Here is a 17,719-nt window from a genome sequence, read left to right on the forward strand (position 1 = left end):
GCTATCGCTGTTTCTCCGGAAATTAAAGTAAAAGGCATATCTGATGCTTTAATCCAGGCTACGGATAAGTATACCGATGAGCAGGGATTAATGAGGCCAGATGCTGCCAGCCGCGCACGGGATGCAGGAAAGTTTAAAGATGCCCTTCTGCAGGAGCGGGCAAAGGCCCTTCCTGAAGCTAAAGCAAAAAACCTTTCTGGCCTTAACATAATGATACGTTACCTTATGACTACAACGCTAAACCCCAAAGGAGTGGTTAAAGATTCATTCGCAAAATATGCAGCAATGCCCAACGGTATGAGCCCGTTTTTGCTCTGGCTTAAGGAATCCAAACGCCTGGCAAGGTCAGATGGCGTGGATGATAGCCCTTATGCCAATTTTGTTAACGTTATTTCCCCCCTCTTAGAAGAAATTGACAAACACTCCCCTAAAGACCTCGAAGGCTTCCTGAAAACTTATGATGATTTTGATTATTCCCGCCTTGCCCAGCCGGACGTGATTGAAGAATTTGGAAAACTTCTGCGTGACTTCATCAATGGTTCCTCCAGATATGAAGACCAGATAATAGCCGGCCTGCATATGCGCCTGGGAGCCCATATCGGAAGGATAACCAAAAACAGCCTCCCCGGCCACCCCGAGACTTTAGATATGAACATCCATATGTTTTATCCAGAAAAAGTAAATGACAATATTCCACCGGCAGATAATCCGGTTTTGCCTGTACAAGGGGTGTCCCCAAATGGGACGTCCTCAGAAGCGCATGCAAGGAATATGATTCCTCCGCTTGTGTTGACTCTTTATTTTGCCAGGATGGCTGGTTTTGCTATGCCTTCTTTAGAATTATCTGCGAGCGAGATCGATCCGGTGATAGTTATACTTTTGCTTATGTTTTTATTTGTGATAAAAAAGGTAGTGGTGGAAGAGATTGATAAAAGGAGTGAAAAATTGAATAGGGCCAGGATTGACAAGATACTCAATAGTAACGAAATAAAGGCAGATGATACAGTGGCAAAGCCCGTTATTAAAAACTATAATTATCCGGAAAGAATTACTCCGCATAATGCTCCTATAGCAAAGGTCTTTAAAGAACCCTTGCCGCCTTCAGCCCGGTTTTATCCAAAGACAGAACCTTCATTAAGATTGATGGACTCTAAATATCAGAATATCGCAAGGGAGTTTAAAGAAGCCATTCAGAATAAACCTTTCCCAACTGAAGGTATGTTCCTTGAAATAGGCCACGGCGGGAATCTATCTTCCCCGGGTTTTGCTATTAAATTTGGGCTTGAGCCTTGGGGCATAGATTTAGATAGGCATGCTAATGCCGATACGATAAATGATATTGTCGGACAGGCTGAAAATATCCTGCCTTTGATAAAAGATAATTCTTTTGATGTGATAGCTGTTATTGATACCTTTGGAATTATGACCAGAGAAAATAGTTTTTATAAAGCTCAACCCATAGATCCGGTATGGTTAATAATGCAAATAGCCCGGATATTGAAACCCGATGGTTATTTGGTTATCGCAGATTTTTCCGCAGATTTAGAAGATTTGAAGTTAAAGTATGGGATGGAACTTAATAAATTAGCTGAAGGCGCAGGCCTTAAAGTTTTGAGATATCGCATTGAAGGCAGTAGGGCAATCTCTATTATCTATAAGCCATCAGAATTATCTCCATTAGCCCCCCGCGTAGGAGCCGCTGGTTTGGAGATAGCGGAATTTAAAAAGCCGACAGAAATAGGGTTAGGTCAAAGGCCAAGTACTGCTGTTACCCTAGATGATGTTCAACTACCTTCTGTTATAGAAAAAGACCGTAAGGATGCAGCGTTAAGCAGCCGCTCAAGGATAGAAATAGAAGAAGTGCCTATTCCTGATGCTATGGCAGAAGACGCCAGCAAGGACTCCTTTAGTTTTAAGGAATATATGGACGCTGCGTTATATAATCCTGGCTGGGGATTTTATGGCTCAGGAAGGGTGCAGTTTACGCGAGGCAAAGATTTCGAGACCTACCCTAAAATACTTTCTCCTGTATTCGGAGAGTTAGTCTGCGAACAGGCTTTTAAGATGTGGAAAGGCATGCTGGCTGCAAAGACTATAAGCGAGGCAGAGGAATTTACAATAGTAGAATCTGGCGCAGGCGAAGCAGATTTATCCTATGATTTATTATCCCACGCCGAAGAGTTGGCAAAATCGGATGAGCTTTGGAATATTTTCTACCGGCAGCTCGTATATATTAGTTTAGAGCGTTCGCCGAAATTAGTAAAAAGGCAGAAAGAGAAAAACGCAAAATTCAGTCCGAAATTTCGGGTTATAGAAGGGGATGCCCGCGATGTAGCTAAGCTTATCAAAAAACCTATTAAAGGATTAATCCTTTCTAATGAACTGATGGATAATTTCGCTGTTTATAAGGTTAGATTTGAACCAGACGGCGCAACAAAGACTCCCTTAGCCATTCCTTTAATCAGCGTTGAGCTCGCCAAGGAATTAAGCAAAAGAGGCATAATCCGAGAATTGGATTTAGCAATGAGAAACGAACAATTGAAGAAGGATTTTTATCTCCCTAACAAGAAAGGGAAACTTTATATATCTAAAAGCGATTTCTTAAAGATTAAGGCAGAATTAAGCAAGCAAGAATATAGACAGTTGGAAGATAGCTTTGATACCCAGATAGATTTTGTTGAGGCGTATTTGGATATTAAATACTTCCCTGAATTATTCGATTATGTCCATAAGAACAGAAGGGAGCTATCTTTTGCTATAGCCAAGGAAGCAAAAGCAGTTACTGCTTATCTTAGCCCGGATGCGGTTAGGTTTATTCAGTCCGCAGCAGGAATTTTAGATAAAGGTTATATCCTGACTATAGATTACGGAGCAAGTACGCAGGGACTCTTGAATCCAGAATACATAAAGCATCCGATAATGATGTATGGCCCTGTATCTGTACGCGATATCTTCGATGCCAATCCTTATCATTTACCGGGAAAATGCGATATTACCGTAGGTGTAGATTTTACCTCTTTGGTAGAAACCGGCGAAAATGCGGGATTGAAATTAAAATTCTATGGTGTTCAGGGGAATCTTGAGTCAGGGATAACCAATTTGTCTCATGATGAGGAATCGAAGAGCAGGATAGTAGCCCGCCGCCTTAAAAGAGAGTACCCTCAGGCGAAGGCTCCTGAAGGTTTGCAAGAGGGAATAAGAGGCCAGGTCGAAGATGACATAAGGAGTTTTAAAAAAGATTTTCTTGGTGGCAATAGCGTTAAAATGCTAATACAGCAGAAAGAAGGCACTGATGAACAGTATGAATACAAGATACCTTCCGTAGTATCTCTTGAAGAAATGAGTTTATTCGCCAGGAGAAAAATCCCGGCCAAGCAAAGGCCTTTATTCCTTGAGCCGCGGATTAACGCCGCGATATTTATCGATGATTTTTGTAATTTAGGTTTACCAGAAAAAATAGACGCAGACGTTTTAGTTAAAGCTATCCGCGCATCCGGCATATTGCTGATGCCAGATAATAAAGACAATAAAAAATTTATTAAGAAAGAACGCTTTGAACCTTACGAGTTTGCTTCAAATTCCTATCCAGCTTATCACTGGTTAGTTTTTGGAGGGCAATTGGAAGCTTGCATTGCAAATCAGGCGAGAGAGATTATATCAGGGGTTAGCGAATGCCCTGCTAACACTAAAATGTGGATTACATTACCATTGAATGCCATCGGATGTTTTTCTGGTAGAGACGAAAGAAAGTATGGTTTACCGAGATATTTAGCAAAGTACCTTGTAAAGGAATATAGTTCATTTGCCGAAGGCTTACGGCCAATAAAGGAACCTTATACGCAAATTGATACTAAAGACGTAGAAATTAATTTCGGGGATTGGGCAATAGTAGAATTTGATCCATACTCTAATGCGTCGATTTTTCAAGAGAATATAGGGTTAACCATATTAGAGAACGGCCGAGAACTGTGTTGTATTAAACCTGATGGCCGAAGAATGGTAGTACTTAATTTTATCTCTAAAAAACCAGAAAATGTATTCAGTTTATTGCAACAGAGTAGCGCAATCAAACAAGCCGGACAAAAAGAGAGCATATCAGGAAATAACACCCTGCCGCAAGGCACGATTAACAAAAAAACCCTTAACCCTGCCTTAGGCCCCGGAACATATGATCCTCGAGATCTGGCAACTCTTCAGGGGCAAAACAGTAATTCTGGAAAAACAGGGTCAGATTCAATTTTTTCCTATATTCTCGCCCATGATTTTATGAGCCCTAATAAAGTGGGGTATATTCAGGCAATAAGAGCTATGTTACCGGTAAAGAATCAAAGGAGGAGGTGCCTTTATATTGCCTTAGGCGGAGATTATTCAACCAGCCAAATGGTATCGCAGGCCCTAGAAACTATTTGTGTGGATAGGCTTCCTTTTGAGCCTTTAATAACACTATCTAAAGAAGAGGCGGATTTATATAAAGCCGTGTATATCAAAGACAGGTATTATGCGAATTTTGCTTCTTCAGTCCAATCAGTTGAAGGCGCAGTATTAAGGCGCGTAGGCGCTAAAGAATATTTTCTTTGGGAATTGGAAATGATGGGAGCCCAAGATATAGAAATAAGTTTTGATACCGCCCTTAATGCCAATAAGATTAGTTTTATCCTCCCGGGCGAATCGATGCAAAAAAGCATAATTTATTTTAGTTTTGACGCCAGGAATATAGAAGCCTACCCTCAGGCTCTGCTCAACCTTATAAAAGAAGGATTAGATTCTTTTATTTTTAAAGCCAGCGACGGCGTGGTTTTACCTCTTCAGATCAAAGACATAATTACCAACTCCTTTGATCCGGAAGCTATGCTGTTTCTGGATAGCGAAGCTTCATTTAGCCACACTTATCTTGAAGAGATAGATGAGGCAAAAATGGGGCAAATCAGGAATTTTGAAAAAATGGGTTATGCCTTTGGATATGAAAAAGTTCGTTTATTAAGGCCTAAAAAGCCCGAAATCCCCTCCCTCCCCGCAGGTGGGATAGAGGTTGAGAAAAGAAAGACACGGCAGCATCATTCGAATGACATATATCAGGAACCGTCCCCGCTGCCGTCTCTGCTAGCTAAGAATAGAATAGAGGTTTACCTAGATGATATTGCCCCCAGATTTTTTAAATTAATGAGAGCTGAATTTTCAGATGATAACAGGCTTTGTCTTATTTCTTCCAGAATTACGGGTTTAGTCCTGGCAGATAAATTTGGGATTCCTATAGATAACAAGAGCGCCAATAGGATGGAGGTAAGGTTATGCCCTTATTTTGATGATGGCGGGAAACGTTACCATCAGATGCTTATAATTTATCGCAATAATAACCCATGGCTTTTTGTTTATCCTGTCCTGGGATTGTTCTATAGCGGCTTAGAAGGCAGGATAATCTGCAGGGATTATCAGAAATTAAGCGAGTACAATTTTATGGACCAGGGAAGGACAAGCTGGGTTCTCGATGAGCAGTTACAACAAAGAATAGAAAGGGTAGCCCAAGAGATTGTAGGGGATGGAAATTTAGGCTATGGCAGCATAGCGACAACACAGCTGGCACCTTTTGAGAAGATATCCAGGGCATTAAAAATAGAAAAACTGCTTAATGAAAACTTACGGCAGGAAGGATTAAATACTCCCATTAAACATGAAGGAACAAAGGGGCTTTTCTACGAATCGGATATTTCTGATGTGGTCAAGGCCTGTCAGGTAATAGGCCTTGAGGGTAAAAGAGGCATTGATTTAGGCGCAGGCGTTGGCCACGCAGTGTTTGCTATGGCAGTAGCCGGCCTTCGGGGAGTAGGCATAGAATGGGAAAACCATTTAATTGGTATTGGTAATGGCCTCTTAGATAACAAAGAATTGAAGAAACTCGTTGATACCAGCCGCGTTGACTTAAGGCAGGGCGATTTTATGCAGGAAGATTTAAGCCAATACGACATAATTTACTATTATTGGAATGGCGCAGGTTATGGCAATGAAAATAAAGCCCAGGATGCGCTTATGCAAAAGATTAAGCAAGAAATGAGGCCGGATACCCTGTTGATTATTTACAGAGGGCTTGATACGCTTTCCCTCCCGGGATTTGAAAGAAAAGATTACCCCGGAATTCCCGAGACGGTGAGAGTATTTAGGAAAGCCGAGGATATACGCAGCGATTTAGATAGCCCTGATGCAGAAATTAGAAGCAAAGCCATAAGTACTTTGCTGCGCTCAGACGAATACACGGATAAAGAAAAGACACTTTTATTATTAAAAAGAGTTATGCAGGACGATGATAAATCAGTACGCACAGAAGCAAGAAGGGCGCTTACTATTCTCTGGTATGTAATTGAAGGAAGGCCGAATAATAATTTTGCTGAAGTCCTGCAAGATGTGGGGCAGGGGCTTGCAAAACCAGAACGCGAAACTTTATTAGATATTCTGGTAAATTCATTCCTTAACCGGGAAAGCCGCTATGCGCTTAACCGCTTTTGTTTGGATACATTTATGAAAGAGAATCCTAAAGTAAAGATTAATATCGACGAACGAATTCTGGAAGCAGACAATGTTGCCCCATATCTTATAACCATTGCCGGGCAGCTTTCCGGAATAAATCAGGAGAGCCTGAATTTAGAAATTATATTTTTGGATAACGTAAATGCAATTGAGAACAGGATTATGGAATCAGAGATTACCTTGCGTAAATATGGGGAGAACGGGCCAAGGGAGATGTTGATTAATATAGCCGCATTTAAAGAAAAAGCAGGCTATTCTTCGCAGGAGAACGTTATTTTCGCCAAAAAGATTTCCGAGGTATTGAATCAGTGCATTAATAAAGATAGCTGTGATTTCGCTCCGATTGACAATACCAAAGCGGCATTGGAGGGTTTTGTGCCTTTGGATGAAAGCTTTCTCTGGAAGATAAGCAATTTATATTGGCAGTTAATGGGGAAGGATTCTTTTAAAGACCCGTACGCAGATACTTCGTTTTTCCCTGAATTACCCACGCACTTGAGAAAGGTACCCAACGGTTTATATGTTTATCACAGTTTTGCTTCTGCCTGCGCGGATAAATTCTCTAAGTATCTTTGCGAATTAGAAAATAGAGGCGATTTACCCGGGAGGATTATTGTTCAAGAATGGGGCGTGGGGAATGCCGATTTTCCGGAAAAGTTCCTGGGCGCCCTAAAACGGCTAAGCGCAGAAAAAGTAAAACAGCAGGGAGGGACGGATTTTTACGGGAGGGTAACTTATGTAATAGGCGATATATCCCTTAAGATGTTAGAGAATATACGGCAGGCAGAATGGTACCCCCAGCATAAAGAGAAGATAGAATTTTCCGTAATGGATGCCGTAAACCCTCCCCAGGCTTATCGGGGCAGGACTCTATTATTGATAAATAGCTATCTCTATTGCGTATTGCCGGCAAAAGTGATTGCGAAGAAAGAGGGCCGTTTTTACGAGATGTGCGTAAGGGCGTATCTGAATAAAGACATACGTATTAAAACCCGGGAGGGAAAGGACGTTTCAGCCGAAGAATTCACAGAGATGCTGGTAAAAAATGATATACAGGCGCTTTCAAAACTCAACCCGTCTTTCTGGTATGCGTTGAATTATGAAGAGGTATATAAAGAATTTGATCCTCGGAGTAATAGCTGGGGTGATTACATAGCATGGATAACGCAAGGTAAAGATAATTGCCGGTTCATAATTAATAATCAGGCGTTAGAGAGCTTAACAAAGTCGCTTGATTTATTAGATGAAAAAAGAGGGATGATTTGGATATTTGAATTGACTTCGCCGGATGCATTAAATAACCCCCTTGCCGGCCCGATGAGTTTTGGCCCTACGCTGGCTACACCTGTAAATACATCCTTATTGGAATACGCAATTAATAAAAACCGCGGTTGGAAAATCTCGGTTTCTCCTTCAACTATGTTTTTGCCGGAAGATACGAAGCGCGCCCAAAAATATACCTATATTGAAGTAGAAAAGAACAAATCCCCGCATATAGATACAAAAAATACGGCCTTATGTTTCAATCCCTTCATATTTTCGCTTCTTATCCCTTCCCTTATGCCCCTTATTATATTTTTGGGCGTGGCGGTATTTCCCTCTGCTCCTTTCATACCCGCGTGGCTGCCTGTAATCAAAACAATGGTTACTAGCGCTGTAGTAAAGATTCAAAATATAGTTAGTAAGATAAAGGATAGATTCATACAAATAAAGCCAGTCCTTTATTTAGATATATTAATATTCTTTTTTACAATCGGCATATTTATTCCTCTCTATTTCTTCCGAGATAAGATAGGAGAATTAGGAGCCTATGGCTATTTTGTGGCGTTCTGTATCTCAATACTCACTAACCTGACGGTATTTTTCCCTGTTCCAGGCATTGTAGCAACAGGTGCTTTAGCAACTGTGTTTAACCCTTTTTGGATTGGTATCGTGGTTGGCATAGGGGCGACTATCGGACAGATTACAAGTTATGGTTTTGGTTATAGCGGTAAATCCATAATTAATGGAAATCGTATCTACCAAAAACTGATGAATTGGATACAGGGTTTGCTAATATACAAAAAAATAAATAACTGGGTAGAGAAACGGCCAAACCTGTCTATTTTTATTAGTTACTTTTTTCCTATTCCGGGTGTATCTGATACTGTCGGAGCAATAGCCGGTAGCGCAAAGTACCCTTTTTGGAAATACTTTATCTTTTGTATGTTAGGCAATATCCCTAAACATATCTTTTATGCTTATTTTAGCGCCTGGGGATTAAATTTATTTTTCCCGGATATTTTTAAATTGGGTATCTCCGGAAATCCTTTAATCTCTTTACCTCTTCTGGCAATAGCAAACTTACCTATAATGGGATATGATGATTTTGAAGGAGAAGAAGGAGAAAACCACAGAAAGAGGCCAAAGAATAAAAAAAGAAGAGAGGAAGACGATATCGAAGCCCGGCTTAAGAATGTGGTGAGATTTACAGATGTGCAAGAAGCTGTTTCTAAAGCGCCAGTTAAAGAAAGATCTGTATCTGCGCAGGCAGTGGTTGTAGAGAATTCAGCAGAGGGAAGAAAAATTACTCCCAAGCAAGCCAAACCGGTTACAAAAATCAAGGCCACGGGAGTTGATAGGTTAAGGCAGATTTCCGTTTTGCTTGAAAGAGGATTGGCGTCCGATGGGTTTACGGGATTTCAAAGAGAGGCTTATGAGATTAGCGAAGAAATGGCAGCAGAGCAAGGCAATGTTGCCTTAAAACAACTCTACGATTTAATTACAAGGCCGGATTTACACCAAGGCGTAAACAGGTGGATAATCGGAGGAATAAGTAATTATTTTAAGCGTCCGAGCGTGAGCTTAAAGGATATTATGCTTTTACTTGCCGACGAATTTTGGCAAGATAACGCGGGAACAGGAAATATGATAACCGGCGTAATGATAACGGCGGTTAAAAGGCGATTACCCGAATATAAGGGCGCTGCAGGGATCGTCGAATTACACGTCCTGCTCCACGATAAGAATATTCGTAAGTATAAAGGCCTGCGCGCCTTGTTGTACAATCAAATCAGGGGCGATTTAAATAATATAATTTCCCTCAACGAATTAATTGAATTATATTTAAGCCAGAGATGGTTCGAGGGCGTGGGCAGGAATATGGTATTTCCCAGAATAGAAGAATTGATCGGTAAAGGCGCGTTAGCGCGGGTTGATTTTTTTAAGCTGGCTAACTGGTATATGGACCCTTTTCTTGATTCGGAAAGAAATGAAAAATCATTTTGTGAAGAACTGAATAGAAGGATTAGGGGCTTAGATTTAAATACAATAGATTCATACCTCGTTGATTCCGGCATCCCTAGAGAAGTAAAAGAATTAATACGGAAAATAAGAGGTGATGAACTTAAGGGTTTCTACGAAGAAAAAGAAAGGGAAAAGAAAGAGGCAGATAGAAAACAAAAGATAGGGGGTCATTTGGCTTGCGTAGAGAGATTAAGCGCGGAGGGTAAATTAGAGGAATCGTCGGCAGAATTACGGGTACTACTTGAAGTTGAGCCTGAAGATGAAGGAGCGTTGTTAGAGTTTATGCTGCAACGGTGCAGCAACGCACAAGTCTTAAATAATTATATCCGTATCAGGAAAGATTTTATAATAGATAAAATTCTGGAGGCCAAAGAAGGCAGGCCAGATTATTTCTATTGTTTGCTTGAAGTCATGCAAAAAGTTTACGGCCGGCAGGATATAGACAAAAAGGTCGCAGAGGAATTTAAAGCTCAGGCGCAAGAAATAATAAAATCCATAATTGACAGGGACATCAAAAAAATAAACCATATCTTTACGCTTCCTGCCAGCAGAGAGGTAAAACTTGGCATGCGCGATGAGATTCTGGGAGGCCTTTTTCTAAAGACGGATGATTTAGTAAAACGATTCCTGGATACCTTATCTGAAAATGAAATCCCTGTGTTTCTGGAGTCAATGTCAGGAGCCGTCGCTTTTTATGATTTATGCGCGCGCAAGGATATAAGTAATGCCATAAGGGCGCAGCTTAGGCAGATAGTAGATTCAGCCATTGATTTTATATACTTTAACCGTTCGTTTGACTTGCCGCGCAATACTATGCTGTTTATTAAATGCCTGCTTAGTAAGGAAGAGTTTTCTCAGACTGTATTCAGCGTTCAGGCAGAGTTGATGCCTTATTTACAAGAAGACAATCAGGATAAACTGATGGGATTTGTGATGGATAAAAATATTTCTTATAAGGAAAAGAAGGCAATTTTATTCCGGTTAGCGATGTTGTGGACAGAGTTTTTGAATAAAGACGGAAGCCCAGGGCAGATAGCTAATCTGTGCGATAATGCTGACCCGCTGGTTAGGGCGTATCTTTATTATGCCTTGTCTTTGATACGCAGCCCTAAATATGACGAGGCGAAGGCGATACAACAAGAGCTTGCGCGTAAAATAGCGGGTCTGGTTAAGGCAGGACAGATAAATAGAAAAGCGTTGATGGATATTCTTTATGAACTTCAGCCGGTAGATAGTCGTAACAGGTTGTTCTTAATCTACTGTATAGTGGCATCTTTAGCGGTTGAGAGAAAGATTTCCGCGTTCATTCCCAAGGAAAATCCGGGCGGTAAGATGTTAACAAAAGATAGCAGTAAGTTGATAAAAGAAGCGTTGGCCGAAGCAGCAGAGAGCGATTTTGTAAAGAGCGATAGCTGGCATCAAGAATTGATTGAAGACGCGTTATGGTTGCTTGAGCAGGATGATAATTTAAAGAAACATGCCCTGAGGAATATAATTGAATTGATTACAGCTGCGGGGAGCTCAAGTAATATTTGGGCACTCTATAGGCGTAAGATTGACGCTTTGAAGAAGAAAAGAAAGGGCACTCTTGGCAATGTAGTTACTATTCCGGGCAAACAGGAACCGTTTACAAGGCAACAGCGTTCGCCTGGATGGGATGGTTTTATTTATAAGTAGTTGGTAAAAACTATGCAGAAGAACGGGGACGTTTCCCGACGGGGATACCCCGTTTAATTAAAGGGCAGAAAAAGGTGAAAGATAGAAGACGCAGTATCCGCTGGCAGATAAATCAACAGGCAAAGGTGAAATTAGAGGGCGCCTATGCCTTTATCCAATGTTTTATTAAGGATATCAATTTTACGGGCCTGCAGATTTCTCTCCGTATGAAGTTGCCGGAAGATACATTTTTAAAGTTTAACCTGGTTTTATCTGAAGAGGCTACTTTAGATATAGAGGCATGGGTAGTTTGGCATAAAAGGAGAGATGATTTTAATGTCTACGGCCTTCGTTTTACTCAGATAAATGAAGAAAACAGGGGGGAAATCTATAAATTTCTCTATAAATATTTCCCTGAGGAGGTGGTTAAAAGATGGGGACAAAAAACAGCAGTTAATACAGGAGGCGAGACTATGCAAGACAAGAGGATTTTTGAGAGGTTTCCCGCGAGTTTACCTTTAAGATTCATCGACTTAAGCGTAAATAAAGAGAGCCAGGCGCAGACACAGGATATCAGCGCTAAAGGGATTGGGCTAATGACAGATAAAGAGCTTAGCCCGCAAACGCCTTTAGAGATGTGGCTGGATATCCCTGACCACCGCGAGCCGCTTTATACCCGGGGAGAAGTGGCCTGGTCTAAGCTATTGGGGCCCGATAAATACAGGGTAGGAGTTAATTTAGAAAGGGCGGACTTAATGGGTATAGCGCGGATATTAAGGTCATAATTTTTAGGGCTCTGGCTATGTTAAGAGAAGAAAAGCCAGTTTTTTAACTTGACAGAACTTTAATTATATTATATACTTATGACAAAGATAACAAGAAAACGTTTTTTTCATAAGAGTTTTTTAAAAGATTTAAAAATCAGGGCCACGGTTGAAATTGGACTTGAAAAGATCCAAAGAAACGCGGCCTTTTTATTTATTGTATAAATTTAGGGTTTGTGTTAAAATAAATTTTTAAAGGAATAAAGCCACGGAGAAAGGAAGGAGAGAAATATGGAGGACCGCAGGGTGTTCGCCCGGATAAATACCAGTTTTCCTGTAAGATTCTTAGACCCCACTCGCGGGATAGAGGGCCGGGCAGAGACGGTGGACATTAGCGCTAATGGCTTGGGTTTAGTTACTCAAGAAAACTTATCGTCCAGGACGCCTTTAGAGATTTGGTTGGACATTCCTGACCAACATGAGCCGCTGTATACCCGGGGGAATGTGGTCTGGTCACAGGCCTCTTCCGATGCAGGGCAGCAGCGCGTAGGCATACGTTTGGAAAAAGCCGAACTCATGGGCCTGGCGCGCGTATTATGGATGCGGAAACAAGCAGAGGATAGGTTTAATTGAGTTTGTTAATGAAAAGGATTTGTTGCGCGTTTTTATTTGTTTTTTGTTCTTTTTTATGCCTCGCCGGTTGCGTGCCGCAGCAGTCGGATAAATACCAAACCACCTTGACTGTCTGGCATTGGATGACCGACAGAGAAGAAGCCTTCCAGGAGTTGGCCAAAAGATATGAGGCTTCTTCCGGCGTAAAAGTAAATTTTGAACTCTACGCGCCATCGGATGCCTACGCGCAGAAGGTGCGCGCTGCTGCCCAGGGGCAAAACCTTCCTGATATTTTTGGCGTGCTGGGCGAGACGCGGGATTTCGCGTCCTTTATAAAGGCGGGCCATGTCTTGGGCCTGACCTCCTATATGGATGCAGACAGCGCTAAATGGCGTAATACTTTTTTCAGTAAGGCCCTGGCAGTAAACGGATTCTCCGACGGTAACAGCTACGGCATCAAACCCGGCATTTACGGCGTACCCATAGATATTATGACCATCCAGATGGTCTATAACAAGGATTTATTCAAGAAATTAGGGCTTAACCCCAATGCGCCTCCGGAAACTTTTGCGCAATTCCTGGAGATAGGAAAAAAGATATCCGCCACAAATCGTGGCGGATCGGGCGGAAAAGAGGCAAAGATGCAGGGCCTGGTTTCCGGGTGGGGAGAGATATGGATGATAGATTGTTTAGCAAACAATTACGCTTTTAATATCATGGGCGAGGACAAGGTATTGGCCACCATAAAAGGTGAGATTCCCTATACCGATCCCGATTGGGTCAGGGTATTAACGCTTTTTAAGGAGATGCAGGATTCGGGGGTTTTATATAACGGATTGGTGACCATGGCCAATAAGAACGCGGAGCAGTTATTTGCTAACGGAAGGGCGGTCTTTGCCTTTAACGGTTCATGGTGCGTAAATGTATATAAGTCCATGAATCCGCGCCTGGATTACGCCGCAATGCTCCTGCCAAAGGCCTCGGAAAAATTTCCGGTGAGTATCTGGGGAGGCGCCGGTTCTTCATTTATGGTAAGCGCTAAATCAAAAAATAAAGAAGAGGCAGTAAATTTTTTAAAATGGCTTACTGACCGCAGCCAACAGGCATATTTAGCGCAAACTACTTCCAACCCCCCGGCAAATAAAGAGGCGTTAAGTGAGATTCCTCCTGTCCTGGCGCAGTTTGCCGATGATATGGAGTACGCCACGCATCCGAATACTTGGGGCGTATCCGAGTCACCCCAGGTTATAGAAACCTTTAATAGAGGGATACAGTCAATAATTATCGGCGAGAAGAGCCCCGAACAGGTAGCGCAGGAAACGCAGAAGATTAAAGAAAAAGAATTAGCAAAAAAGAAACGATGATTTCGTTATTGGGTTACTTGCGTTTTTGCGTTATAGCGTTCGAACGCAATAACGCTATAACCCTATAACGCTATAACGATGAGAATTAAGTCCACATTAGAAAATTATCTATTTGTTTTGCCCGCGGTATTAATCTTCGTTATTTTTTACATTATTCCTTTTATCTGGGTCTTTCAACTGGGGATGTATGAATGGGACGGTATACTCCCCACCAAGGTCTTTGTGGGCCTGGCGAATTTTAAGGAGATATTCTTTGAAGATAAGATCTGGTGGCAGTCCATGCTTAACGCCGGATGGATTACTTTTATTGCTTTAACTTTTCAAAATGCCCTGGCATTTCTTTTAGCCTTAGCCTGTGACCGCGAGATAAAACTAAAGCATTTTTACCGGCTCATCTTTTTTATCCCGCCGGTTTTATCCGAGGTAGTGGTAGGCCTGGTCTGGCAGTGGATGCTCGACGGGAACTATGGGTTGTTAAATCATTGGCTTACGCAATTAGGCCTGGGGAATTTAGCCAGGAATTGGCTCTCTGACCCCCGAACCGCACTTACTACCGTGGCTATTGTGCATTCCTGGAAGGGGTTTGGCTGGGGATTTTTGATATTTTTAGCCGGCCTGCAGACGATACCGCGCGAACTCTATGAGGCGGCGCGCTTAGACGGAGCAAATGCCTGGCATTGTTTTAAAAAGATTACCCTTCCTTTAATGGTGCCTGTGGCAGTATTGGTAGGGATACTCACGGTCTTAGGCACCATGCAGGCTTTTGTCCTGATTACGGCCATGACCGACGGCGGCCCGGCATATCATACGCAGGTGCCGGTGCTAAGGATCCTGTGGGCAATGCGCGGTTCATCGCGTTTCGGTTATGCCTGTGCCCAGGGGATTAGTTTCGGTTTGATTCTGGTGGCAATTTCTTTTATTCAGTACCGTTTTTCGCGCAAGGCGCGCCAAGCATAAACTCGCACCTGGTGCGAAACTGAGATTGTACCGTTTCTGAATTTAAGCTTGTACCTGGTACCCGATTGGTTTCGCAGACGGTATAAGATTGGATCTGCACCTGGTGCCAAAATGAAATGAAGACGATAGCGTATTATAAGACTAAGAAGGTAATGATAAATTTATTCATCCATCTTTTTTTAATTACCATTGCCGCAAGCTGCATATTTCCCTTGTTATGGATGGTTTCCTCAAGCCTGAAGACCCAGGAGACGGTATTTAAAGACATGTCTTTAATCCCGCATCAGTTTCATTTTGAAAATTATCTCCTTGCCTGGAAAGAAGGGGGGTTCGGCAGGTATGCCTTAAACAGCATAATTTACACTGCCTCGGTGGTAATCGGCATAATTATTATCGCCTCTTTAGCCGCTTACGCGTTTAGCCGCTTGCGTTTCCCGGGAAGGAATATTCTTTTCTTCATGTTTATGGCGGCGATGATGATACCCATACCCGGAAGTTTTGTTCCCCTATACGTCCTCTTGAGTAAATTGCACTTAAGGAATACCGCCTTGGGCTATATCCTGTGCATGGTGAGCGTGGGGTTATCCACAAGTATCTTCCTTTTAAAGACCTTTTTTGATAAACTTCCGCGCGAATTAGAAGACGCGGCCAGGATAGACGGGTGCTCCAAATTCGGCATCTGGTGGCACGTGGCTTTACCTTTGGCAAAACCGGTATTGGCAGTAGTCGTGGTCTTTAACGCCCTGAATGTCTGGAACGAATACGTGCTGGCCCTGATAATATTTGAGAATAAAAACCTGATGCCCCTGCAACGGGCGTTGATGATGTTTCGGGGAGAGTTCTTGACTGATTACCCGCTTTTGATGGCTGGCTTGACTATAACGGCCCTGCCTATAATCATAGTGTACCTCCTGATGCAGAAGTATATTGTTAAGGGAGTAACTTCCGGCGCGTTATTTGAATGAAAAAATTGTTTAATGCGCGAGGCATATTTGTTATAATGCCCATACTTATCGTCACTAATTAGGTAAAACCTAATAAAGGAGAGAGGTTATCAATGGAACAATCAACTAGTCAGCCAAAACACCATGTTACGGCCCGCGAAGACCGCATCCCTGTTTTTCAAAAAGCCATATACAGCATAGGAGGGCTGGTTAATAGTATTCAGTCCGCAGCTATTGGGGCGATGGTCATTGTTTTAAACATCGGATTAGGCGTGAACCCCGCTTTAGTGGGCCTGGTGGGGGCCATCCCTCGCCTTATCGACGCCATATCAGATCCCATTACCGGCTACTTTTCAGATAATTTCCGAAGCCGATGGGGACGCCGCAGGCCTGTTATATTCTTCGGAGCGATTATCGGGGGAATCCTTTTCGCATTGATGTTCCAGCTATATAAGGGGCATAGCGAGAGTTTCTATTTCTGGTATTTCGCGGCATTCCAGAGCCTTTATTTTCTTGGATTTACCTGTTTTTCCATCCCCTGGATCGCCTTAGGGTATGAAATGACGCCTGATTATCATGAACGCACACGCTTGCAGGCGGCCAGCAATTTTATCGGCCAATTTGCCTGGATAATCGCTCCCTGGTTCTTCAAGATTATGGACAATAAGAGTATGTTTGTAGATATTGTCCATGGGGCGCGAGTCCTCTCAATAATCCTTGGTGCCTTTATCGTGGTTGGCGGCATACTTCCGGCAATTTTTATCAAAGAGCGTTTCGCTGACATACCGAAACCTAAAAGAGGAGAGGGCCCTTGGAATATTACCAAAGACTTCTTCCGCGGTTCTGTGATTGCTTTCCAATGCCGCCCGTTTGTTAAACTGTGCGCGGTAACATTCTTGATCTTTAACGGATTTATGCTTGCCTCCGCCTTCTCAGCCTATGTTATTTTCTTCTATGTGTATCATGGCGATTATTCCAAAGGCGGCACACTGCTTGGTTGGTTTGGCTCGCTTAGTTCCGTTTGTACTTTCTGCGTCATTTACTTGGCCACATGGCTCTCCACAAAGATCGGCAAGCGAAAAACCTTTTTAATCACCATTTCCATTTCCATCATCGGTTACGCTTTGAAATGGATAGGGTATAACCCCGACCATCCATACTTACTGCTGATCGCAGCCCCCTTTATTGCCTTCGGCCTGGGATCGCTCTTCACATTGGTCAGTTCCATGGTTGCCGATGTTTGTGATTTTGACGAACTTTTGACCGGCACGCGCAGAGAAGGTTTGTTTGGCGCTATTTACTGGTGGATGGTAAAACTGGGACTTGCGATTTCATCGCTTCTCTCCGGGATCCTCCTGAATGTAACCGGCTTCAATATCGCATTAGGCGCTAACCAGACGGTCAGCGCTTTATTCTGGATGAGGATATGCGATATCGGAATTCCAATTGTGACCTCTTTAGTTGCTATTTTCATTATTATGACTTTTGAAATTTCAGAAGCTAAGGCATGTGAAATTCGTGCGCAGGTAGAGCGGCGAAGAGGGGAAAGACGAAGCGAAGAAATGCGGGTAGAAGAAGAAAGGCGTAGAGGCGAAAGACGGGAACAGGGTTAATATAT

The 17,719-nt window shown here is 42.5% G+C and carries 7 protein-coding genes (1 of these 7 only partly in view); all 7 read left to right on the plus strand.

The window, feature by feature from the left end; translation table 11 throughout:
- Positions 1 to 11,481 carry the end of an SAM-dependent methyltransferase gene (locus PHV44_02110; GenBank protein MDD5592077.1) on the plus strand. The gene continues 62,553 nt to the left of window position 1, outside the view, so only the last 11,481 of its 74,034 coding nucleotides appear in the window; its start codon lies beyond the left edge, outside the window; its stop codon occupies positions 11,479 to 11,481.
- A gap of 74 nt (positions 11,482 to 11,555) precedes the next feature.
- Positions 11,556 to 12,245: a PilZ domain-containing protein gene (locus PHV44_02115; protein ID MDD5592078.1), complete on the plus strand. Its 690-nt coding sequence runs from the start codon at positions 11,556 to 11,558 to the stop codon at positions 12,243 to 12,245.
- A 270-nt stretch (positions 12,246 to 12,515) separates the two neighbouring features.
- Positions 12,516 to 12,857: a PilZ domain-containing protein gene (locus PHV44_02120; GenBank protein ID MDD5592079.1), complete on the plus strand. Its 342-nt coding sequence runs from the start codon at positions 12,516 to 12,518 to the stop codon at positions 12,855 to 12,857.
- A gap of 8 nt (positions 12,858 to 12,865) precedes the next feature.
- Complete coding sequence (locus tag PHV44_02125; protein MDD5592080.1) at positions 12,866 to 14,200, plus strand: extracellular solute-binding protein; 1,335 nt, start codon at positions 12,866 to 12,868, stop codon at positions 14,198 to 14,200.
- Positions 14,201 to 14,278: 78 nt separating this feature from the next.
- Entirely contained in the window at positions 14,279 to 15,157 is an 879-nt protein-coding gene (locus PHV44_02130; GenBank protein MDD5592081.1) for a sugar ABC transporter permease, read from the plus strand.
- A 116-nt stretch (positions 15,158 to 15,273) separates the two neighbouring features.
- A complete protein-coding gene (locus PHV44_02135; protein MDD5592082.1) occupies positions 15,274 to 16,122 on the plus strand; it encodes a carbohydrate ABC transporter permease in 849 nt (282 codons plus the stop codon).
- 92 nt (positions 16,123 to 16,214) lie between these two features.
- Entirely contained in the window at positions 16,215 to 17,714 is a 1,500-nt protein-coding gene (locus tag PHV44_02140; protein ID MDD5592083.1) for an MFS transporter, read from the plus strand.
- The last annotated feature ends 5 nt before the right edge of the window (positions 17,715 to 17,719 follow it).

This window comes from Candidatus Omnitrophota bacterium, from assembly GCA_028717245.1.
Taxonomy (GTDB): Bacteria; Omnitrophota; Gorgyraeia; order Gygaellales; family Profunditerraquicolaceae; genus JAGUYA01.

Bases quoted from the DNA above. Each gene is read 5' to 3' on its own strand.
- PHV44_02130 (MDD5592081.1), top strand. From the start codon at position 14,279: ATGAGAATTAAGTCCACATTAGAAAATTATCTATTTGTTTTGCCCGCG.
- PHV44_02140 (MDD5592083.1), top strand. From the start codon at position 16,215: ATGGAACAATCAACTAGTCAGCCAAAACACCATGTTACGGCCCGCGAA.
- PHV44_02120 (MDD5592079.1), top strand. From the start codon at position 12,516: ATGGAGGACCGCAGGGTGTTCGCCCGGATAAATACCAGTTTTCCTGTA.
- PHV44_02135 (MDD5592082.1), top strand. From the start codon at position 15,274: ATGAAGACGATAGCGTATTATAAGACTAAGAAGGTAATGATAAATTTA.
- PHV44_02125 (MDD5592080.1), top strand. From the start codon at position 12,866: ATGAAAAGGATTTGTTGCGCGTTTTTATTTGTTTTTTGTTCTTTTTTA.